19 protein-coding genes are annotated in these 21,386 nt (G+C 66.0%); 10 read left to right on the top strand and 9 right to left on the bottom strand.

Annotation, left to right across the window (positions count from 1 at the left end):
- Window positions 1-21 precede the first annotated feature (21 nt).
- Together fabB and fabA are read right to left on the bottom strand one after the other, a co-directional pair.
- Complete coding sequence (gene fabB / locus AKN83_RS31910) at window positions 22-1,245, bottom strand: beta-ketoacyl-ACP synthase I (RefSeq protein ID WP_050406186.1); 1,224 nt, start codon at window positions 1,243-1,245, stop codon at window positions 22-24.
- 43 nt (window positions 1,246-1,288) lie between these two features.
- The gene (gene fabA, locus AKN83_RS31905; protein ID WP_050406185.1) at window positions 1,289-1,810 is read right to left on the bottom strand and encodes a 3-hydroxyacyl-[acyl-carrier-protein] dehydratase FabA; all 522 of its coding nucleotides are present in this window, start codon (window positions 1,808-1,810) and stop codon (window positions 1,289-1,291) included.
- A 329-nt stretch (window positions 1,811-2,139) separates the two neighbouring features.
- Here fabA and irrA point away from each other — a divergent pair, with 329 nt between their 5' ends.
- A complete protein-coding gene (gene irrA, locus AKN83_RS31900) occupies window positions 2,140-2,631 on the top strand; it encodes an iron response transcriptional regulator IrrA (RefSeq protein ID WP_050406184.1) in 492 nt (163 codons plus the stop codon).
- A gap of 72 nt (window positions 2,632-2,703) precedes the next feature.
- Here the strand turns inward: irrA and AKN83_RS31895 are convergent, their stop codons facing one another.
- Window positions 2,704-3,228 (bottom strand): SH3 domain-containing protein, encoded by a 525-nt coding sequence (locus AKN83_RS31895; RefSeq protein WP_050406183.1) that lies wholly within the window; start codon window positions 3,226-3,228, stop codon window positions 2,704-2,706.
- Between the two features lie 357 nt (window positions 3,229-3,585).
- On the opposite strand from AKN83_RS31895, the gene AKN83_RS31890 reads away from it, so the two are divergent.
- Window positions 3,586-4,590 carry a 2-hydroxyacid dehydrogenase gene (locus AKN83_RS31890; RefSeq protein ID WP_050406182.1) on the top strand — a complete coding sequence of 335 codons (1,005 nt, stop codon included), beginning with the start codon at window positions 3,586-3,588 and terminating at the stop codon, window positions 4,588-4,590.
- Window positions 4,591-4,879: 289 nt separating this feature from the next.
- Here the strand turns inward: AKN83_RS31890 and AKN83_RS31885 are convergent, their stop codons facing one another.
- The gene (locus AKN83_RS31885) at window positions 4,880-5,791 is read right to left on the bottom strand and encodes a LysR family transcriptional regulator (RefSeq protein ID WP_050406181.1); all 912 of its coding nucleotides are present in this window, start codon (window positions 5,789-5,791) and stop codon (window positions 4,880-4,882) included.
- A gap of 121 nt (window positions 5,792-5,912) precedes the next feature.
- Between AKN83_RS31885 and AKN83_RS31880 the strand changes: the two genes are divergently transcribed.
- A complete protein-coding gene (locus tag AKN83_RS31880) occupies window positions 5,913-6,920 on the top strand; it encodes an aldo/keto reductase (RefSeq protein WP_050406180.1) in 1,008 nt (335 codons plus the stop codon).
- 104 nt (window positions 6,921-7,024) lie between these two features.
- Here AKN83_RS31880 and AKN83_RS31875 read toward each other — a convergent pair whose 3' ends face one another.
- Together AKN83_RS31875 and AKN83_RS40105 are read right to left on the bottom strand one after the other, a co-directional pair.
- A complete protein-coding gene (locus tag AKN83_RS31875; RefSeq protein ID WP_050406179.1) occupies window positions 7,025-7,825 on the bottom strand; it encodes a HesA/MoeB/ThiF family protein in 801 nt (266 codons plus the stop codon).
- A gap of 24 nt (window positions 7,826-7,849) precedes the next feature.
- The gene (locus tag AKN83_RS40105; protein WP_157113665.1) at window positions 7,850-8,083 is read right to left on the bottom strand and encodes a hypothetical protein; all 234 of its coding nucleotides are present in this window, start codon (window positions 8,081-8,083) and stop codon (window positions 7,850-7,852) included.
- Here AKN83_RS40105 and AKN83_RS31870 point away from each other — a divergent pair.
- Window positions 8,043-9,401 carry a serine protease gene (locus AKN83_RS31870; RefSeq protein WP_050406178.1) on the top strand — a complete coding sequence of 453 codons (1,359 nt, stop codon included), beginning with the start codon at window positions 8,043-8,045 and terminating at the stop codon, window positions 9,399-9,401. The genes AKN83_RS40105 and AKN83_RS31870 overlap by 41 nt on opposite strands.
- 42 nt (window positions 9,402-9,443) lie before the next feature.
- Here AKN83_RS31870 and ggt read toward each other — a convergent pair whose 3' ends face one another.
- From ggt to mutM, 3 genes are all read right to left on the bottom strand, one after another.
- On the bottom strand, window positions 9,444-11,123 hold the full coding sequence (ggt, locus tag AKN83_RS31865) for a gamma-glutamyltransferase (RefSeq protein WP_050406177.1): 1,680 nt from the start codon (window positions 11,121-11,123) through the stop codon (window positions 9,444-9,446).
- Window positions 11,124-11,187: 64 nt separating this feature from the next.
- Window positions 11,188-11,751, bottom strand: a complete 564-nt coding sequence (locus tag AKN83_RS31860) for a GNAT family N-acetyltransferase (protein ID WP_050406176.1) — start codon at window positions 11,749-11,751, stop codon at window positions 11,188-11,190.
- A 1-nt stretch (window position 11,752) separates the two neighbouring features.
- Window positions 11,753-12,634, bottom strand: coding sequence for a bifunctional DNA-formamidopyrimidine glycosylase/DNA-(apurinic or apyrimidinic site) lyase (gene mutM / locus AKN83_RS31855; protein WP_050406233.1), 882 nt, complete (start codon window positions 12,632-12,634; stop codon window positions 11,753-11,755).
- A 117-nt stretch (window positions 12,635-12,751) separates the two neighbouring features.
- Between mutM and ubiE the strand changes: the two genes are divergently transcribed.
- From ubiE to tsaE, 6 genes are all read left to right on the top strand, one after another.
- The gene (ubiE, locus tag AKN83_RS31850; protein WP_050406175.1) at window positions 12,752-13,513 is read left to right on the top strand and encodes a bifunctional demethylmenaquinone methyltransferase/2-methoxy-6-polyprenyl-1,4-benzoquinol methylase UbiE; all 762 of its coding nucleotides are present in this window, start codon (window positions 12,752-12,754) and stop codon (window positions 13,511-13,513) included.
- Complete coding sequence (gene ubiB / locus AKN83_RS31845) at window positions 13,510-15,084, top strand: 2-polyprenylphenol 6-hydroxylase (RefSeq protein WP_050406174.1); 1,575 nt, start codon at window positions 13,510-13,512, stop codon at window positions 15,082-15,084. Before ubiE ends, ubiB begins: the two co-directional genes overlap by 4 nt.
- Before the next feature lie 58 nt (window positions 15,085-15,142).
- Window positions 15,143-16,567 (top strand): bifunctional phosphopantothenoylcysteine decarboxylase/phosphopantothenate--cysteine ligase CoaBC, encoded by a 1,425-nt coding sequence (gene coaBC, locus AKN83_RS31840; protein WP_050406173.1) that lies wholly within the window; start codon window positions 15,143-15,145, stop codon window positions 16,565-16,567.
- Window positions 16,564-17,022 (top strand): dUTP diphosphatase, encoded by a 459-nt coding sequence (gene dut / locus AKN83_RS31835; RefSeq protein ID WP_050406232.1) that lies wholly within the window; start codon window positions 16,564-16,566, stop codon window positions 17,020-17,022. Before coaBC ends, dut begins: the two co-directional genes overlap by 4 nt.
- Window positions 17,023-17,341: 319 nt before the next feature.
- A complete protein-coding gene (locus tag AKN83_RS31830; RefSeq protein ID WP_063695628.1) occupies window positions 17,342-19,852 on the top strand; it encodes a sensor histidine kinase in 2,511 nt (836 codons plus the stop codon).
- Window positions 19,849-21,372 carry a tRNA (adenosine(37)-N6)-threonylcarbamoyltransferase complex ATPase subunit type 1 TsaE gene (gene tsaE, locus AKN83_RS31825; RefSeq protein ID WP_063695627.1) on the top strand — a complete coding sequence of 508 codons (1,524 nt, stop codon included), beginning with the start codon at window positions 19,849-19,851 and terminating at the stop codon, window positions 21,370-21,372. The genes AKN83_RS31830 and tsaE overlap by 4 nt, the downstream gene beginning before the upstream one ends.
- Window positions 21,373-21,386 lie beyond the last annotated feature (14 nt).

Below are 21,386 nucleotides of genomic sequence, written 5' to 3'. Positions count from 1 at the left end.
AGCAAGCGAGGAGAGTCGAAATCAGGCATCAAGCCGCCTGAACACCAGCGTGGCGTTGGTGCCGCCGAAGCCGAATGAATTCGACAGCACGGTCGTGAGCTTGGCGTTGTCGATGCGCTTGCGCACGATCGGCATGTCGGCGAACACCGGATCGAGCTCGGTGATGTGCGCGCTTTCGCAGACGAAGCCGTTGTTCAGCATCAGCAGCGAGTAGATCGCTTCCTGCACGCCGGTGGCGCCGAGCGAGTGGCCGGTCAACGCCTTGGTCGCCGAGATCGGCGGGCACTTGTCGCCGGTGCCGAACACCTTGCGAATCGCCTCGATCTCCGGCGGATCGCCGGCCGGCGTCGAGGTGGCGTGCGGATTGATGTAATCGACCGGCGTGTTCACCGTCGACATCGCCATGCGCATGCAGCGCTCGGCGCCCTCACCCGACGGCGCCACCATGTCGTAACCGTCCGAGGTCGCGCCGTAGCCGACCACCTCGCCATAAATCCTGGCGCCGCGCGCCTTGGCATGCTCGAGCTCTTCGAGCACCACGACACCCGCGCCGCCGGCGATCACGAAACCGTCGCGGCTGATGTCGTAGGGACGCGAGGCGGTCGCCGGCGTGTCGTTATACTTCGACGACATGGCGCCCATGGCGTCGAACAGCACCGACAGCGTCCAGTCGAGTTCCTCGCAGCCGCCGGCGAAGATGATGTCCTGCTTGCCGATCTGGATCGTCTCATAGGCATTGCCGATGCAATGGTTCGACGTCGCGCAGGCCGACGAGATCGAATAGTTCACGCCCTTGATCTTGAACCAGGTCGCGAGCGTCGCCGACGCAGTCGAGGACATGCCCTTCGGCACCGCGAACGGGCCGACGCGCTTCGGGCCCTTGGCGCGGGCGATGTCGGCGGCCTCCACCAGCGTGCGCGTCGACGGTCCGCCGGATCCCATGATAATGCCGGTGCGGATGTTGGAGACCTCGTTCTCCTCGAGACCGGAGTCGCGGATCGCCTGCTCCATGGCGACGTGATTCCACGCCGCGCCTTCGGCGAGGAACCGCATCGCGCGGCGATCGATCACCTCGGCGGGATTGAGCGTCGGCGCACCGTGCACCTGCGACCGGAAGCCGAGCTCGGCAGCCTTCTCCGCACGCGAAATGCCCGACTTCGCCTCGTAGAGACTCGCAAGCACTTCCTGGGTGTTGTTACCGATGGACGAGACAATCCCCATCCCCGTGATGACAACCCGCCTCATGTTCGCCTCGCCCTGCCTTTATGTTGCCGCATGATCATCCTGCTCAGGATGGCGCCGTGCCCTGCTTGAACAATCCGACCTTCAAGTCCTTGGCGCGATAAATAATCTCGTCGTCCATGGAAAGCCACCCGTCGGCGATTCCAAGCACGAGCTTTGACCGCATCACGCGCTTGATGTCGATGTTGTACACAACCTTGCGCGCGTGCGGCAGCACCTGTCCGGAGAACTTCAACTCGCCGAGCCCGAGCGCGCGGCCGCGACCTTCGCCGCCGATCCAGCCGAGATAAAAGCCGACCATTTGCCACATGGCATCGAGGCCGAGGCAGCCCGGCATCACCGGATCGTTCTTGAAATGGCAGCCGAAGAACCAGAGATCGGGCTTCACCTCGAGCTCGGCGCGCACCAGCCCCTTGCCGTACTCGCCGCCACTCTCCGAGATCGCGCTAATGCGATCGAACATCAGCATCGGCGGCAGCGGCAACTGGGCGTTGCCGGGACCGAAAAGCTCGCCCCGTCCGCAAGCCAGCAAATCCTCGTATTCGTAACCGCCGCGCCGATCCAGCATCCTCTTTCCACCTCTGATGTCCCGATGAAGCGCTTTGCTTGGTCGGACCCTAATCTACCCACGGGAACCGGAATAACCCGTCCCGCATCTTGGCGCTACCTGGGTACGCTACCGACCTGTTATCTCTGCCGAAAGCGCATATGTGGTCCGCGCGCTCTCTAACATAGGGCCAACTGGGCGGCAAAGCGGCATTCCGATGATAAATTGCCGTTTCTTCTTAGGTTTCTACCGCAGCTTGGATTCGTTCTAGTTGCGAAAAACTTGCATCTGACGGGCATCCTTTTTATATTTATGAGGAATATTGCCTGAGTTGGGTGCATAGAGTGGATATGAACGAGGAAGTACCGGCTGTGAACGATGATGCCGTGCACCCGGCTGCGCGGGGCGCTGGGCACCACCCGGCCCTGACCGGCTGTCCGTGGCATGACGTCAACGAGATGCTGCAATCTGCCGGTCTCCGGCCGACCCGGCAGCGCATGGCGCTGGGTTGGTTGCTGTTCGGCAAGGGCGCCCGCCACCTGACCGCTGAAATGCTGTACGAGGAAGCCACGCTGGCCAAGGTTCCGGTGTCGCTGGCGACCGTCTACAACACGCTCAACCAGCTGACCGATGCCGGCCTGCTGCGCCAGGTCAGCGTCGACGGCACCAAGACCTATTTCGACACCAACGTATCGACGCATCACCACTTCTATCTCGAGCACAATCACGAGCTGGTCGACATTCCCGACCCGCACCTCGTGTTGTCGAAGATGCCGGACGTGCCGGATGGCTACGAGATTTCCCGTGTCGACATGGTCGTACGGCTGCGCAAGAAGCGCTGAACGATCTTGCCGTCGATCTCAGTTGTAATGGCCGGGCTCGTCCCGGCCATTTTCATTCGGGTAGGTGGAAACTCAGTCCACCTTCTCGTCGGCGTAGACACCCCAGAGGCGCTGCTGCTCGATCCAGCCGTCGAAGCCGTTGCCGGTGACCCGGCACCAGTTATTGGCGCATTTCTTGACCTGCGCGACGACGCCGGCCTGCAACCGCGCCGCGATGGCGCTGGTGGCGTCGGGGCGATCGTACAGCGAGGCCAGATCGTCCTTGTTCTTCATCGTCACGACCGCGGTGCGGCGACCGGACAGCAGCGAATGATAGACCCAGCCTTCGGCACCTTCGGAATCGCGCACCCGCCGCCAGTTCTCGAACTCGGCGGTGATTTCGACCGGCAGCCCCGACCGGGTGTAGACCCAGGCGACGTCGTTATCCTTGGTCGGGCCGGCCCGGACGTTCACATGGTCGGATTTCAGGCTGACATAGCGCGGAATCGGCAGGCCGCTGGTGGTGGGGCTCAAATCCTTGGCGGAATGTCCGGGCATGACCGACGCACTCAGCATGCTCCCGACCAGAGCCACCAATGAACCGAAACGCCAGACCATCCACTCGTCTCCTGCCGAGATGTCCAACCCGCATCCGGCGAGCTGCAACCCAAACCCAAATCCAAACCCGTGCCCGAAGGCCGCTGCGCCAGCGGTGTTCGTTCCCCGCCCGTATGGCTCCGAGGGGTTCTTGTCTTGGCCCGGCCTTCTGCTAGAGAGGACGGAACGCCTGAGAGCCAGAACACCCGAATTTCCCGACATCGCCGCTTTGCGAAAGCCGGGGCAAGTATCGGGGAACCCTAGGAAACGCGAAGGAAACGCCGGGACAGCGCGGCTATCAGCAGTGTCGAACAACCGGGTTAATGAGGCCTCAACGGCTCGGTTTTTGGCGAGCCGCGCGCCTCATGAAAGCAGGACATGTCGGTGAAGAAAAAGCCTCTCGTCGTCGTCACTCGCAAGCTGCCGGACTCGATCGAGACCCGGATGCGCGAGCTGTTCGATGCCAGACTGAATCTCGACGACACGCCGATGACGCCGGAACAGATCGGCGAGGCGGCGAGGACCGCCGACGTGCTGGTGCCGACCGTCACCGACATGATCCGCGAGGACGTGATCAATCAGCCCGACTGCAAGCTGAAGATGATCGCCAATTTCGGCAACGGCGTCGACAATATCGACGTCACCGCCGCGCATGCCCGCGGCATCACGGTGACCAACACCCCGAAGGTGCTGACCGAGGACACCGCCGACATGACCATGGCGCTGATCCTGGCGGTGCCGCGGCGCCTGATCGAGGGCGCCTCGATCCTGACCGAAGGCAAGCAGCACTGGGCGGGCTGGTCGCCGACCTGGATGCTCGGCCACCGCATCGGCGGCAAGCGCCTCGGCATCATCGGCATGGGCCGCATCGGCCAGGCCGTGGCGCGCCGCGCCCGCGCCTTCGGCCTGCAGATCCACTATCACAACCGACGCCCGGTGGCTCCCATGATCGCCGAAGAGCTCGGGGCGACCTATTGGGAAAGTCTCGACCAGATGCTGGCGCGGATGGACATCATCTCGGTGAACTGCCCGCATACGCCGGCGACCTATCACCTGCTCTCGGCGCGGCGGCTCAAGCTGATCCGCAAAGAGGCCTATATCGTCAACACCGCGCGCGGCGAGGTGATCGACGAGGACACCCTGATCAAGCTGATCGAAGCCGGCGATGTCGGCGGCGCCGGTCTCGACGTCTATGAGCACGAGCCTGCGGTGAACCCGAAACTGGTGCGGCTCGCCAGGGCCGGCAAGGTGACGCTGCTGCCGCATATGGGCTCGGCCACCATCGAAGGCCGCGTCGAGATGGGCGAGAAGGTGATCATCAACATCCGAACCTTCCTCGACGCCCACAAGCCGCCGGATCGCGTGCTGCCGAGCATGCTGTGATTTCGCAGCTCCACCTCCCCTTGAAAAGGGGAGGTGGCTTTGCTCGCCAGAGCAAAGCGGGTGGGGATCCACTCTGTCCGCATGGAGTGTCGCCTGCGGCTGGACCCCCATCCCGGCCTTCCCCCTTACAGGGGGAAGGAGAAGAACCGTAGCCCGGATGGCGCCGCCAAAAATATCGAAAACAACCCCATGCACAGTAGCCGGTGCGGCCGATCGGGGCCCATCCTGCAATCACGCACTCGGTGCCGTCCCTGCGAAAGCAGCGACGACGATGTGGTGAGAGCTCGACCTATCTCTTCCGCCGCGCCTGCTTGCGCCAGTCGGCGACGAACGCCACGAAGGCGGCGAGCGCCGGCGGCGGCTGGCGGCGGCTCGGATAGTACAAAAAAGGTCCGTCGAACGGCGGACACCAGTCGTCGAGCACGCTGACCAGCGCGCCGGACTTCACGCCATAGCGGACATAGCCCTCGAACGTCGCCCAGTAGCCGACGCCGTCATGGACCGCACGCAAGGCGAGGCCGAGATAGGTCGCGATCAGCCTGGCCGGTGGCGAGACCTTCACGACGCGGCCGTTCTTCTCGAACTCCCAATCAAAGATCGCGCCGCTGCCGAAGCGGGTGCGGATGCAGGCGTGCTTGAGCAGATCCTTCGGATGCATCGGCCGGCCGTGCCTGGCGACATAATCGCTCGACGCCACCACCGCGTAGCGCTGCGGCGCGCCGAGCGGCACCGCCACCATGTCCTGCGCGAGATGCTCGCCATAGCGCACGCCGGCGTCAAATCCCTGCGCGACGATGTCCACGAACGCGCTCTCCGCCACGACGTCGAGATCGACCTGCGGATATCTGGCGAGGAACGGCGCGATCATCGGCGCCAGCACCAGATCGACCGCGGGCGGCGGCGCGTTGATGCGCAGCCGGCCCGACGGCTCGGCGCGCAGGCCGCGGACCTCCGTGATCGCGTCCGCGACGTTGGCGATCGCCGGTGCGACGCGGGCGAGCAGCAGCTCGCCGGCCTCGGTCAGCGCGACGCTGCGGGTGGTGCGGTTCATCAGGCGGACGCCGAGCCGCTCCTCCATGTCGCGCAGCCGCTGGCTGAGGCTCGAGACCGAGACGCGGCTCTCCAGCGCTGCACGCCTGAAATTGCGGGTGCGCGCCACCGCCACGAAGGCGTCGAGGTCGCGAAGGTCGAAATCCTGCATTGTTCGATATAGTGAACAACCCATTCGGGATTGTCCAGCTTATCGCGGAAGCCGGATCGGCCCATATCGGCGGCGTCATCTGCCGGCGGATCATCCGCTGCACAACTTTGGGAACACCACCATGGACGCACGCAAACTCGGTTCCACCGGCCCCACCGTTTCGCTGATCGGCCTCGGCTGCATGGGTATGTCCGACTTCTACGGCCCGACCGACCGCAGCGAGAGCATCGCCACCATCCATGCCGCGCTCGAGGCCGGCATCACGTTGCTCGACACCGGCGACTTCTACGGCATGGGTCACAACGAGATGCTGATCGGCGAGGCGCTGAAGAGCAGGAGCCGCGACAATCTCGTGATCAGCGTCAAGTTCGGCGCGCTGCGCGATCGCAACTACGGCTTCCTCGGCTATGACTGCCGGCCCAATGCCGTGAAGAATTTCGTCGCCTATTCGCTGCAGCGGCTCGGCGTCGACCACATCGATATCTATCGGCCGGCGCGGCTCGATCCCAATGTGCCGATCGAGGACACGATCGGCGCGATGGCCGACATGATCAAGGCCGGCTGGATCAGGCACATCGGTCTGTCGGAGGTCGGCTCCGACACCATCCGCCGCGCCCACAAGGTGCATCCGATCGCCGATCTGCAGATCGAATACTCGCTGATCTCGCGCGGCATCGAGACCGACATCCTGAAGACCTGCCGCGAGCTCGGCATCGGCGTCACCGCCTATGGCGTGCTGGCACGCGGACTGATCAGCGGGCACTGGTCGAAGAACCAGGCAGGCGAAAAGGATTTCCGCCTGATGAGCCCGCGCTTCCAGGCCGGCAACATCGACACCAACCTCGCGCTCGCCGAGCGGCTGCGCGGCATCGCCGGCGAGATCGGCGCCTCTCCGGCGCAGGTCGCGATTGCCTGGGTCGCAGCGCAAGGCAAGGACATCGTGCCGCTGGTCGGCGCGCGGCGGCGCGAGCGGTTGACCGAGGCGCTCGGCGCGCTCGATGTGAGATTGACCGCGGCGCATCTTGCCGTGCTCGCCGAAGCATTTCCGCCTGGTGCTGCGGCCGGCGGCCGCTATCCGGAAGAGCACCTGCGGCACATGGACAGCGAGAAGCCCGCGACCGCGTTCTGAAAAATGATGAGATCAAGTTGAGCTAGGGAGGCATCGAAGGTTCACCTCTCCCCGGTGGGGAGAGGTGGACCGACATCGCGGTAAGCTGATTCAACCCAATTGGCTCAGAGATGCCCGCTCAGGTCGGTGATGCCTGGCGCATCGCCGTTGAGCGGGTTCTGCGGATCGCGCGCGTAGCGCAGGGTTTCGAACCGCATCGCGCGCGCATCCACCATCAGGAGGCGGCCGACCAGGCCCTCGCCGAAGCCGACGATCTCGCGGATCGCCTCCAGTGCCATCATCGATCCCATGAGGCCGGCGAGTGCGCCCATCACGCCGGCCTCGGCGCAGGCCGGCACCGTGCCCGGCGGCGGCGCTTCCGGGAACAGGCAGCGATAGGTGGGGTTGAACATGCCGTCTGCATTCTTCTCGTGTGCGCGGATCGTGGTCAGCGAACCGTCGAACTGCCCCAGCGCCGCCGTGATCAGCGGCCGCTTCGCGAGGAAGCAGGCATCGGCGACCAGATAGCGGGTCTCGAAATTATCGGAGCCGTCGAGCACGAGATCGTAATTTGCGATCAGCGCCATCGCATTGTCGGCGGTCAGCCGCACCGGATGCGCTTCGAATTTCACATGCGGATTGAGCGCATGGATCTGCGCCGCCGCGCTGTCGACCTTGCGCTTGCCGATGTCCGATGTCGTATGGATGATCTGGCGCTGCAGATTGGAGAGCGAGACGATGTCGTCATCGATCACGCCGAGCCGGCCGACCCCGGCGGCGGCCAGATACATCAGCACCGGCGCGCCGAGACCGCCGGCGCCGATCACCAGCACCGACGCTTTCTTCAGCGCATTCTGGCCGGGGCCGCCCACCTCGCGCAGCACGATGTGGCGGGCATAGCGTTCAAGTTCGTCGGCACTCAGCATTGTCTCGTACTGTCCTCTTGAACCTCATGGTGAGGAGGCGCGCAGCGCCGTCTCGAACCATGTGGCCCGCCCAGGGGCCTCATCCTTCGAGACGCGGCTCTCGCCGCTCCTCAGGATGAGGGGTGAAGCCTGAACCGGAGCGCGGTTGTTGCCGACCAAGCAGATGTGCTTAATTGCGTGGACGTCAATAGTATCAGTCATTTCCCCCGGATTTGTCATGAGATTGGTGCTTTCGGCAACATTGATGGTCGCAGCCATGAGCGCTGCGCACGCCCAGTTGACGCCGCCGACGACGGCCGGGGCCAAGCCGAAGACCGTCACGACCGTGCCGGTTCGCCCCGCCTTGCAGAAGCCGGAGGATACCGCCAATGCGATGGCGCAGGCCGAGCGGCTGGCGCTGCAATCCGACCTCGCCTGGGTCGGCGAATATAACGGCGCGATTACCGGCGACGTCAGCGAACGCATGGTCAATGCGATCAAGGAATTCCAGAAGAACCGCGGCGGCAAGCCGACCGGCGTGCTGAATCCGCAGGAGCGCGGCGTGCTCGCCGACACCGCGCGGCGCAAACAGGAGAGCGTCGGCTGGCGGATCGTCACCGAACCCGCCACCGGGGCGCGGCTCGGCATTCCCACCAAACTGGTGCCGCAGCTCACCAGCGACGCCTCCGGCGCCAGATGGACCTCGCCAACCGGCACTGTCCAGGTGCTGCTGACCCGGCGCAAGGAGGCGAGCCCGACCACAGTGAAGCTCGCCGAGCAGGAAAAGAGGGAGCCGGCCGGCCGCACCATCGACTACACCGTGGTGAAGCCGGACTTCTTCGTGCTGTCGGGCATGCAGGGGCTGAAGAAGTTCTATCTGCGCGGCACCCTGAAGGGCGATGAGGTCCGCATCCTCACCATCCTCTACGATCAGGCGATGCAGACCACGGTCGAGCCGGTGGTGATCGCGATGTCGAGCGCCTTCAACGCATTTCCGTCCGGCGTGCAGGCCGGCCCGCCGCCGCGCAAGACCGTCGAATATGCCACCGGCGTCGTGGTCAGCGACGATGGCGCAATCATCACCGATCGCATCGCGACTGACGACTGCATCGCGCTGACGATCCCGGGCTACGGCAATGCCGATCGGGTCGCCGCCGACAAGGAGCACGACCTCGCTTTGCTGCGCATCTATGGCGCACGCGGACTGAAGCCGCTCAACATCGCGGGCCAGGCGACGCAGACCGCGCTCGACGTCACCGGCATCGCCGATCCGCAGAACCAGGGCGGCGGTGCGGCCGCGAGCAGCGTCAAGGCCGCTGCAGCGCAACTCGGCGGCGGCGATCAGGCGCTGTCACCGCCGCCCGCGATCGGGTTCTCCGGCGCGGCGGCACTCGACAGCAGCGGCAAGTTCGCCGGCATCGCGGTGCTCAAGCCGGTCATCGTTGCAGGCCCCGCAAACGCCGCGCCGCCGGCGCAAGCCGCGTTGGTGCCGGCCGACACGGTGCGCAACTTCCTGAAGGCGCACGGCGTCAACGCGTCGGGCGAATCGGCGGACGCCAAGGCCGCCGTGGTCCGCGTCATCTGCGTCAGGAAGTAAGTTCACCTCGCCCCGCTTGCGGGGATAGGGAGCCTGACCACCTCACCTCAACGCAAACCGCACCCCGGCACGAGCGAGACCGCCGGCGATGCCGACCGGCGTGCCGTCGGCGCGCCAACAGGCCGCGCCCGACATCGTACCGTCACCATGGAACTGGATCGCGTTCATGCCGCCGGCGACCGTCGGCACCACCTGTACCTTGTGGCCTTTCGCCGACAGCGCGGTTCGAATGTTCTCCGGCACCGCCTGCTCGACCTCCAGCGCATTGCCCTCGGTCCACACTCGCGGCGCCTCGACCGCTTCCTGCAGCTCCATGCCGTGATCGATCAGATTGATCAGCGCCTGCATCGCGCTCGGGAAGATGCGCTTTCCGCCGGGCAGGCCGAGCGCATAAACCAGTTTGCCGTCGCGCAGCGCCATCATCGGCGACATCGAGGTGGTGACGCGCTTGCCTGCGGCCAGCGACAGCGCGTGTCCCGGCCGCGGATCGAACAGGTTCATGTAGTTGTTCGGCACGGTGCCGAGGCCCGGGATCAGGATCTTGGCGCCGAACAGATTGTTGATGGTCTGGGTGGTCGCGACCACGTTGCCCATCGCATCCGCCGCAGTCATGTGCGTGGTGTGCGCGCTTTCGAGCTGGCTGACGCCGGCGCCCCACGCCTGCGCGCGGTCGGGATCGATGGCGCGGCGGCGCTCCTCGGCATAGGCCTTGGAGGTGAGCCGCTCCACCGGCACGTTGATATAGGCGGGGTCGCCGCTCGCAGCTTCGCGGTCGGCAAAGGCGATCTTCAGCACCTCGGCAAGATAATGGATCGTCTCGGTCGTGCCGAAGCCGAGGCCTGCGATGTCATAGCCTTCGAGGATGTTGAGCATCTGCGTGATGTGCACGCCCGACGCTGCAGGCGGCGGCGGCCCGAGGATTTCCCAGCCGCGGTAGTCACAGCGGATCGGCTGCCGCTCGACGGTCTTGTAGGTCGCAAGATCCTCCTGCGCGATGAAGCCGCCGTGCTTCGTCATGTAGTCGACCAGGATGTCGCCGAGCGGTCCCTGATAGAGCGCGTTGTCGCCATGGTCGGCGATGTATCTCAGCGTCTCGGCATATTCGGCCTGCACCACCCGCTCGCCCGGCTTCAGCGGGGTGCCGCCAGGCAGATAGATCGCCGCAATCGGCTTGTCCTTCAGCATCTCCTCAGCGCCGTCGGTGATGCATTCATGCAAGTAAGGCGTCGCCGCGTAGCCGCGCGCGGCGTGCTTGATCGCGGGCTGCATCACGTCGGCGAGGCTCATGGTGCCGAAGCGGCGCAGCGTTTCGCACCACGCCTTCAGCGAGCCCGGCACCGCGACCGCCTTCGGCCCGTTCAAATTCTCGTTGCCGACGGTATCGAACACGTCATGCGCCGAGCCGGGCTTCGATATGTACGTATCCGGCCGCACCGCCTTCGGCACCGTGCTCTGGCCGTCGATGAAGCGATGGCTGCCGTCGGCGAGGCGGATATGCGCCATGCCGCCGCCGATGATGCCGACCATCATCGGCTCGACCACCGTCAGCGTGAACAGCGTCGCGATCGCTGCATCGATCGCATTGCCGCCGGCGGCCAGCATCTCGGCGCCGGCGCTCGATGCCAGCGGATGATTGCTCACCACCATGCCGCGGCTAGAGGTAGCTGGCTGCTTCTCGCACTGAAAGCTCGTCGCGGCGCGATCGCGCCAATTGCCGTTCATCGCCATTGTGTTCTCGTTTTTTGGGGAGCGATCGGCGCCATGTTCTCCGGCCCCGCCGGCGCGGTCAAGCCGTCGGTCGATCGCGCAGCCAGGTCTCGCGCGTAACCTTCCACTTCTCCGCCCGGGACTCGCCATTGTGGTGCGGAAGCTCGACGAGGCCGACGAATTCGGCGCCGGTCTTCTGCTTGACCCTGCGCGAGGCGACGTTGGACTGCGCATTGCAGACATGGAAGTGATCGAGGCCGAGCGTCAGGAAGGCGAAATCATTCACCGCGGCGATCGCCTCGGTCATCAAGCCCTGATTCCAGAAAGGCTCTGCAAGCCAGAAGCCGCGATTGCCCTTGCGGCCGTCGGCGCGCGGCCGGAAATTGATGCTGCCGATCGCCTCGCCGTCACCGTCGCGCAACACCAGCACCCATTGATAGCTTTCCTCGCCGGCCGCGATCTTGTGCAGCTCGCGCTTGATGAAGCTCTCCGCGCCGTCGTCGGGATAGGGCCACGGCACCACCGTGGCGAGGGTCCTGATCACGTTCCAATTGTTGAAGTGATGCTGGATCGCCGCGGCATCCGACAGCGCAAGCGGCCGCAGGATCAGCCTCCGCGTCTCGATGCGCGGTGTCTCGAACATGTTACTTCTGGCACTTCGGGCACCAGAACGTGGAACGGCCGTTCTGGGTGAAGCGCCGGACGATGCCCTCGCAGCCCGAGGTGCGGCAGGTCTCGCCCTCACGGTCGTAGACCTGGAATGAATGCTGGAAGTAGCCGAGGTCGCCGTTGGTCAAGCGATGGTCGCTGATCGAGGAACCGCCGGCCTTGATCGCCTGGTTGAGCACCGAATGGATCGCATCGACCAGCCGTTTGGCGTGGTCGGTCGGCTCGGCTTTCTTCGTCGCCAGCGTCGCGGCCAATCGCCGCGGCGACAGATGCGAGCGAAACAGCGCCTCGCAGACGTAGATGTTGCCAAGTCCCGCCACCACGCGCTGATCGAGCAGCGCGGCCTTCAGGCTGGTCTTCTTGTTGTGGCAGGAGCGCGCCAGCATCGCGGCGTCGAATTCGTTGCCGAGCGGCTCAGGTCCGAGCCCCTTCAGCAGCGGCTCATCCTCGATCGCGTTGCGGGCAATGATCTTCATGTAACCGAAGCGCCTCGGATCGTTGAACACGACCGCCGCGCCCGACGACATGTGGAACACGACGTGATCATGCGCGCGGTCATCACTGCGCGGATGGTGGAATTGCCCCGGCGTCGCACCGTCTTCGTCCTTGAGCACCCGAAACGAGCCCGACATGCCCAGATGCATCAGCAGCACGTCGCCGGAGTTCAGGTCCGCCATCAGATATTTGGCACGGCGGCCGAGCCCGGTGATGGTCTGGCCCTCGAGCCGGGCGATAAAGTCTTTTTGAAACGGAAACCGCAAATCCTTGCGGCGGGCCTCGGCCTTGAGGATTTTGGAGCCTTCCATGGCCGGCTGCAGGCCGCGGCGGACGGTCTCGACTTCGGGTAATTCCGGCATGGCAGGCATTCACCTTTTGGAAGTGACGTGATAGCGCCATTGCGGCCGCCGCGCTATGGTTTGGCTGGGCGCTTTCGAGCGAAGAAAACGCGACCAAAAGGGTAAGAGTTCTGAGTGATGGATCGGCCGGATCAAACCACCCATTTCGGCTTCAGGGACGTGCCCCTGGGCGAGAAGCAGACGCTGGTGAACGATGTGTTTCACAGCGTGGCACGGCGCTACGACCTGATGAACGATCTGATGTCGGCCGGCCTGCACCGGGCCTGGAAGGACGTCATGATCACGGCGCTCGACCCGCCGAAGGGCGACCGGCCGTTCGCGCTGCTCGACGTCGCCGGCGGCACCGGCGACATCGCGTTCCGGGCCGCCAAGGCCGCGAGCACCGGCTTCCATGCCACGGTCTGCGACATCAATACCGACATGCTCGCCGTCGGCCGCGAGCGCGCCGCCAGGCAGCATCTCGATGACCGCGCGTCGTTCGTCGAGGGCAATGCCGAGTCGCTGGGCTTCGCCGATCGTTCGTTCGACGCCTACACGATCGCGTTTGGAATCCGCAACGTGCCGCAGATCGACCTTGCGCTGCGCGAGGCCTATCGGGTGCTCAAGCCGGGCAGCCGCTTCCTGTGCCTGGAATTCTCCACCGTCGATGTCCCCGGCCTCGACAAGATCTACGATCTGTTTTCCTTCAAGGTGATCCCGCCGCTCGGCCGCGCCGTCACCGGTGACGGCGAGTCCTATCAATATCTGGTCGAGTCGATCCGTAAATTCCCGCGGCCGAACGCGTTCGCCGACATGATCGGCGCCGCCGGCTTTGCGCGCGTGAAATGGCAGAGCCTCTCCGGCGGCATCGTGGCGCTGCATTCGGGCTGGCGTTTGTGATCTCTGCACTGACCCACATCTCGCGCCTTGCCCGCGCCGGTTTCGTGTTTGCGCGCGAGGGCGTGTTCGGCGTCGTCGATCCCGCGCTGGTGCCGCCGCCCGGGCAGCTCGCGCTGAAGCTGGCGCGGCTGATCGAGCGCCGCTCCGCCAAGTCCGGTCCGCGGCTGTCGCGGGCGCTGACCCGGCTCGGGCCCGCCTATCTCAAGCTCGGGCAATTCCTCGCCACCCGCCCCGACGTGGTCGGCGTCGCGATGGCGCGCGATCTCGAAAGCCTGCAGGACCGGCTGCCGCCGTTCGCGCAGGAGGAGGCCGAGACTGTCATCGCGCAATCGCTGGAACGGCCGCTGGCGCAGGCCTTCGTGCAGCTGGGTCCGGCGGTGGCCGCAGCCTCGATCGCGCAGGTGCATCGCGGCGAGGTCGAGCGCGACGGCGTGCGACAGCAGGTTGCAGTCAAGGTGCTCCGGCCCAATGTCGCCGCGCGCTTCCGCCGCGACCTCAGCGACTTCTTCTTTGTCGCGCACAAGGCCGAAGCGCATTCCGCCGAGGCGCGGCGCCTGCGGCTGATCGAGGTCATCAACACGATGTCGCGCTCGGTCGCGATGGAGATGGACCTGCGGCTCGAGGCGGCCGCGCTGTCCGAGATGGCCGAGAACACGCGCGACGATCCGGATTTCCGTGTGCCGGCTGTGGACTGGGATCGCACCGCGCACAGCGTGCTGACGATGGAGTGGATCGACGGCATCGCGCTGAACGACCACGCTCGCCTTGCGCAGGCCCAGGTCGACCTGCCGGACCTTGGCCGCAAGGTGATCCAGAGCTTCCTGCGCCACGCGCTGCGCGACGGCTTCTTCCATGCCGACATGCATCCGGGCAATCTGTTCCTCGACGACGCCGGCCGCCTCGTTGCGGTGGATTTCGGCATCATGGGACGGCTCGGACTGAAGGAGCGGCGCTTCCTCGCCGAGATCCTGCTCGGCTTCATCACCCGCGACTATCGCCGCGTCGCCGAGGTTCATTTCGAGGCCGGCTATGTGCCGGGCCACCATTCGGTGGAGAATTTCGCGCAAGCGATCCGCGCCATCGGCGAGCCGATCCACAACCGCACCGCCGAGGAAATCTCGATGGCGAAGCTGTTGACGCTTCTGCTCGAGGTCACCGGCCTGTTCGACATGCAGACCCGGCCCGAACTGATCCTGCTGCAGAAGACCATGGTGGTGGTCGAGGGCGTGGCGCGCGGCTTCGATCCCAAGCTCGACATCTGGAAGATCGCCGACCCCGTGGTGCGCGAATGGATCACGCACAATCTCGGCCCGGCCGGCCGGATTCAGGGCGCGATATCGGGTGTGGGCGAACTCAGCCGCATCATCGCCAATTTGCCGTCGATCGCCAACCGCGCCGTCACGGTGCTCGAGCAGCTCGAGACCATGACGCGGGAGGGCCACATGCTGTCGTCGGACTCGATCGACGAAATGGCCCGCGCCGAGGCCCGCAAGGCGCGGGTGCAGACCGTCGGCCTTTGGGTCATTGCCGCCGCCCTGATCGCAATCTTTTTCGCCATTCGGACGCACTGATTGCAATGCATGCACTATGTGATAGCATCGCTATCACAATGATGCCTGAGGGCACGCCATGGCCAGCCTGACCATCCGCAAACTCGACGACAATTTGAAAGCCTATCTGCGGCTGCGCTCCGCCAGGAACGGGCGCTCGGTCGAGGAGGAGATCCGGGTGATCCTCCGCGAGCTCGCAGAGGGCGGCACGGAGCCCACGGAGGCGCCGGCGGCGGGTTCCCTGACGGTTGCAGCCCCTGCACCACGGGTCACCAGCGCGGCCGGCGAGCCCAGGGTGACCCTGATCATCGGCGGCGGGATTGCGGCCTATAAGGCGCTGGACCTGATCCGGCGGCTCAAGGAGCGGCACATCCAGGTGCGCTGCGTGCTGACCAAGGCGGCGCAGCAGTTCGTGACGCCGCTGGCCGCCAGCGCGCTGTCGCATGAGCGCGTCTACACCGACCTGTTCGACGCCGAGAGCGAATTCGACGCCGGCCATATCCGCCTGGCGCGGGATTGCGACCTGATCGTGGTGGCGCCGGCGACCGCCGACCTGATGGCCAAGATGGCGCAGGGCCATGCCGACGACCTCGCCACCGCCACCCTGCTGGCGGCCAACCGGCCGATCCTGCTGGCGCCGGCGATGAACCCCTTGATGTGGAACAATCCGGCTACCCGCCGCAATGTGCTGCAACTGCGCCGCGACGGCGTCCACACCGTCGGCCCCAATGCGGGCGAGATGGCGGAGGCCGGCGAGGCCGGCGTCGGGCGGATGGCCGAGCCTGTCGAGATCGCTGCCGCCGCCGACCGCATGCTGCGGCCGCCGCAGCCGCGCCCGCTCGCCGGCAAGCGCGTGCTGATCACCGCCGGCCCGACCCACGAGGCGATCGATCCGGTCCGCTACATCGCCAATCGCTCGTCCGGCAAGCAGGGCTTTGCGATCGCCACCGCCGCGCGCGCCGCCGGCGCCGAGGTCGTGCTGGTGACCGGCCCGGTCGAGCTCGGCGACCCCGCCGGGATCTCCGTGATGCGCGTGGAATCCGCGCGCGACATGCTGCACCGGGTCGAGGCCGCGCTGCCGGTCGACGTCGCGATCTTTGCGGCCGCGGTCGCCGACTGGCGGGTCGCCACCGAAGGCAGCCAGAAGCTGAAGAAGACCGCAGCCGGCATGCCGCCGCTGCAGCTGGTCGAGAACCCCGACATCCTCGCGACGATCTCGAAACTGAAGGAGAAGCGGCCGCCGCTGGTGATCGGCTTCGCCGCCGAGACCGAGCATCTGATCGAGAACGCCAAGGCCAAGTTCGCCCGCAAGGGCTGCGACTGGATCGTCGCCAACGACGTCTCGCCGGCGACCGGCGTGATGGGCGGCGACCGCAACACCGTTCATTTGCTCTCGCGCGAGGGCAAGGATGTCACCGTCGACTCCTGGCCCGTGATGACCAAGGAAGAAGTCGCGACCGCGCTGGTGTCGCGGATCGCAAGAGAAGTAGGAATCGCATGGTGAGCGCCACCATCAAGGTCGAAGTCCGCCAATTGCCGCATGGCGCAGACCTTCTGCTGCCGATCTACCAGACCGCCGACGCGGCCGGCCTCGACCTGCTTGCGGCCGTGCCGCAATCGGCGCCGTTGCTGCTGCTGCCGGGGCGCTACGAAATGGTTCCGACCGGACTGACGATCGCGCTGCCGCCGGGCTATGAGGCCCAGGTGCGGCCGCGTTCCGGCCTCGCCGCCAAATACGGCGTCACGGTGCTGAACTCGCCCGGCACGATCGACGCCGACTATCGCGGCGAGATCAATGTGCTGCTGGTCAATCACGGCCACGAGGTATTCCCGATCCGGCGTGGCGAGCGCATCGCGCAAATGGTGATCGCGCCGGTCACCAGGGCCGAGCTGGTTCCGGTCGACGTGCTGCCGGCGACCGATCGCGGCAGCGGCGGCTTCGGCTCGACCGGGCGCTAGAATAGCGACCGGAGAAGTGTGCGGCGCTCTCCGGCAGATCACGCTCCCCCGCGTGAATACGGAGTCAATTCGCGTAAAATCCACATCGCCAGCCGCATTTTTTCACAGCGGATTCTGCGTTCACGGTCTGGACTCTTACTCGCCGAGTCCGGTTGGGACTATTCTGGATTGATTCGAGCGCGACGGGGGGTCTTCGTCGGGCTGTCGGGTCCTGCTTGGGCATGATCCCCGGACAAACGTCCAACGTTTGCCGTGAGGGAATAGCGGTTCTGCTGCTTTCCGGATCATGCCTTAAGGTTTGTGCGTTCTGGGGCAACATATGTCGGGCGTAGTCGCGGCAATGCGTCGAACCCTGCTGTCATGCACCTCACTGGCGCGCGACGGCATGCTTGGGCTCGCCATGTCAGCATTGCTGCCGGCCCGCGCGTCGTTCGCCGCCGAGAGCCTGGTCGCCCAGGCGCTGTCGGACCATCTCGGCTTCAATCACCAGGAGGTCGCGGTTCTCGCGACCTCCTTCGCGCTGGTCGGCTTCTCGGCCGTCGCCGCGATCCTTCTGATGCGTACCCGCCTGCGCGCGACGCGGAACGAGGAGCAGCTGCAATCCGAGATCACGGACCTGCAGGCGCAGTCGGACCGGCTGCGGGCGCTGCTGTTCGTCGAGCCGCAGGTCCTGATCTCCTGGGCCGCGGGCGACAACCGGCCGCAGATCTCGGGCGACATCTCGCTGGTGATGTCGCAGGAAAGCGCGCCGCAACGCATCCTCGCGTTCGGAACCTGGCTGCCGCCCGAGCCGGCGCTGCAGATGGATCACGCGGTCGACGCGCTGCGCGAGAAGGGCGAGGCGTTCCTGCTCAACCTCTCGACCTCGGCCGGCCGCGCCATCGAGGCGATGGGCCGCGCGATCGGCGGCCAGGCCATCGTGCGGATCCGGGAACTTGGCGGCCTGCGCCGCGAGCTTGCCGAGTCCAACCTGCGCTACAAGACGCTGCAGGAGGAGACCGAGCTGCTGCGCGATTTCGCCGCCGCCGCGCCATGGCCGATCTGGGCCAAGAGTCTCGAGGGCAATCTGCGCTATGCCAACGCGGCCTATGTCCGCGCCACCGAAGGCAAGAGCGTGTCGGACGCGCTGCAGCGCAACCTCGAACTGCTCGAAAGCGACCAGCGCAGCGAACTGACCCGCGCGCTGAACGACAACGCCCATTATGCCGCCCGGCTGCCGATCGTCGTCAGCGGCGAGCGGCGGATCTACGACGTCCAGGCGCTGAAACTCTCCGGCGGCAGCGCCGGCATTGCGATCGACGCCAGCGAAGCCGCGGCGCTGCGCGCGGCGATCGCGCGGATGGTCGAAGCGCACCGGCGCACCCTCGATCAGCTCTCCTCGGGCGTCGCGGTGTTCGATGCCGACCGGCGGCTCACCTTCTACAACGAGTCCTATCGGCGGCTGTGGGGCCTCGACCAGGCCTTCCTCGACAGCAACCCGGACGATTCCAGCGTGCTCGACCGGCTGCGCGCCAACCGCAAGCTGCCCGAGCAGCCGGACTTCCGCGCCTGGAAGGCCAAGCTGCACGAGGCCTATCGCGCGGTCGAAGCCGAGACCTACACCTGGTTCCTGCCCGACGGCCGCGCCATCAGCGTCGTCACCACGCCGAATCTCGAGGGCGGCGTCACCTACCTGTTCGACAACGTCACCGAGAGCCTGGACCTCGCGCGCCGCTACGACCGCCTGACCCGGGTGCAGCGCGAGACCCTCGACAATCTCGGCGAGGCGGTCGCGGTGTTCGGCAGCAACGGCCGCGCCGAGCTGTTCAACCCGCCGTTCGCCAAGATGTGGAAGCTGCCGGCCGATGCGCTGCAGGGCGAGCCGCATATCGAGGCGGTGGAAGCGCTGTGCCGGCCGCTGTTCGACGACGCGCCGACCTGGCGGACACTGCGCGAGCAGATCACCGCGATCGAGAACCGCGCCCAGGTCGCGCTCAAGCTCGAGCGCAAGGATGGCAGCGTGCTGAATTGCATGACGGTGCCGCTGCCGGACGGCAAGACCCTGCTGGCCTTCCAGGACATCACCGACACCGAAAATGTCGAGCGGGCGCTGCGCGAGCGCAACGAGGCGCTGGAAGCCGCCGACCAGATGAAGGTGGATTTCGTCCACCACGTCTCCTACGAGCTGCGCGCCCCGCTCACCACCATCATCGGCTTCGCGCATTTCCTCAGCGATCCCTCGACCGGGCCGCTGACGCCGAAGCAGGCCGAATATCTCGACTACGTCACCAAATCGACCAACGCGCTGCTGGCGCTGACCAACAACATTCTCGATCTCGCCACCATCGACGCCGGCGCGATGAAGCTCGAGCTCGGCCCGGTCAATATCGGTCAGGCGATCGAGGCCGCCGCCGAAGGCATCCAGGACCGTCTCGCAACCGACCGCATCACGCTCAAGGTCGATATCGAGCCCAACATCGGCGCCTTCGTCGGCGACGAGCGGCGCGTGGTGCAGGTGCTCTATAATCTGCTCGCCAATGCGGTCGGCTTCTCGCCGCATGACGCCACCGTCACGATCAGCGCGCACCGCACCGAGCACAGCGTGGTGTTTGCGGTGACCGACGCCGGTCCCGGCATTCCGGCCGAGATGCGCGACAAGGTGTTCAACTGGTTCGAGAGCCATTCGCACGGCTCCCGGCACCGCGGCGCCGGGCTCGGCCTGTCGCTGGTCCGCTCCTTTGTCGAACTGCATGGCGGACGGGTGCGCGTCGATTCGACCGTAGGCCGCGGCACGACCGTGACCTGCGACTTCCCGATCGACCAGACCGCCCATCGCAACGCTGCCGAATGACGGCGACCTCGACATTCTCGGTGGCGCTCGCGAACGAAACCGCGACGTCAGAGCTGATGGCCGACCTTGCGCTCCTGATCGGCGCCGGCGACGTCATCACGCTGTCGGGTGACCTTGGCGCCGGCAAGACCGCCGCCGCCCGCGCGCTGATCCGCTACATCGCGGCCGACGATGCGCTGGAAGTGCCGAGCCCGACCTTCACGCTGGCGCAGACTTACGAGCTGCCGTCGTTTCCGCTGGTTCATGCCGACCTCTACCGCATCAACGATGCCAGCGAACTCGAGGAGATCGGGCTGTCGCCAATGCCCGACGACATCGTCGCCCTGATCGAGTGGCCCGAGCGCGCGCCGGACGCGATGCCCGCGGACCGCATCGACATCGCGTTCAGCCACCGCCCGGCGCTCGGATCGGCCGCACGCGCAGCCGAGATCACCGGCTTTGGCAAGGGTGCGGCGAAGGTCGCGCGGCTGCACGAGCTACGCCAGTTCCTCGAGCGCAGCGGCTTCCTCAATGCCCGGCGCGAGCGGATGCCGGGCGATGCCTCGACGCGCTCCTATGCGCGACTGCGCAACGACGACGGCAGCGTCATCCTGATGAACTCGCCGCGCCGCCCCGACGGCCCGGCGATCTACGACGGCAGATCCTACAGCGCCGCGGTGCATCTCGCCGAGGACGTCAGGCCGTTCGTCGCGATCGGAAACGGCCTGCGCAAGCACGGCTTCTCCGCGCCGGCGATCCGCCACATCGATCTCGAATCGGGCTTCCTGATCACCGAGGATCTCGGCGCCGAAGGCGTGATCGAGGGCGATCCGCCGCAGCCGATCGCCGAGCGTTACGAGGCCGCCGTCGACATGCTGGCGGCGCTGCATCGCGAGGTGCTGCCCGACACGCTGCCGCTGACAGCAGACGAGAGCTACGCCATCCCGGTGTTCGATATCGACGCCTGGCTGATCGAGATCGGGCTGATGCTCGAATGGTACCTGCCCGACCGCGGCGTCCAGGTCAGCGATGAGCTCCGCGCCGACTTCCTCGGGATGTGGCGCGGCCTCTTGCAGAAGCCCGCCGCGGCGCCGCAGACCTGGGTGATCCGCGACTTCCATTCGCCGAACATCATCTGGCTTGCCGAGCGCACCGGCATCCTGCGCGTCGGCATCATCGACTTCCAGGACGCGCTGCTCGGCCCTGCGGCCTATGACGTGGTGTCGCTGCTGCAGGACGCGCGGATCGACGTACCCGAGCAGCTCGAGCTGTCGCTCCTGACCCGCTACATCAAGGCGCGGCGCGCCACCGACGAGAGCTTCGATGCCGCCGGCTTCGCCGAGCTCTATGCGATCATGTCGGCGCAGCGCAACACCCGTCTGCTCGGCACCTTTGCGCGGCTCAACCGCCGCGACGGCAAACCGCAATATCTGAAGCACCAGCCGCGGATCTGGACCTACCTCGAACGGTCGCTGGCGCATCCGGCACTGGCCACCTTCCGGATCTGGTACATAGCTAACGTCCCTCCCCCGGTACCTTAGTTTACGGGTTATTA

Source organism: Bradyrhizobium embrapense (assembly GCF_001189235.2).
Classification (GTDB): Bacteria; Pseudomonadota; Alphaproteobacteria; order Rhizobiales; family Xanthobacteraceae; genus Bradyrhizobium; species Bradyrhizobium embrapense.
This window is presented reverse-complemented; position numbering and strand designations above follow the sequence as displayed.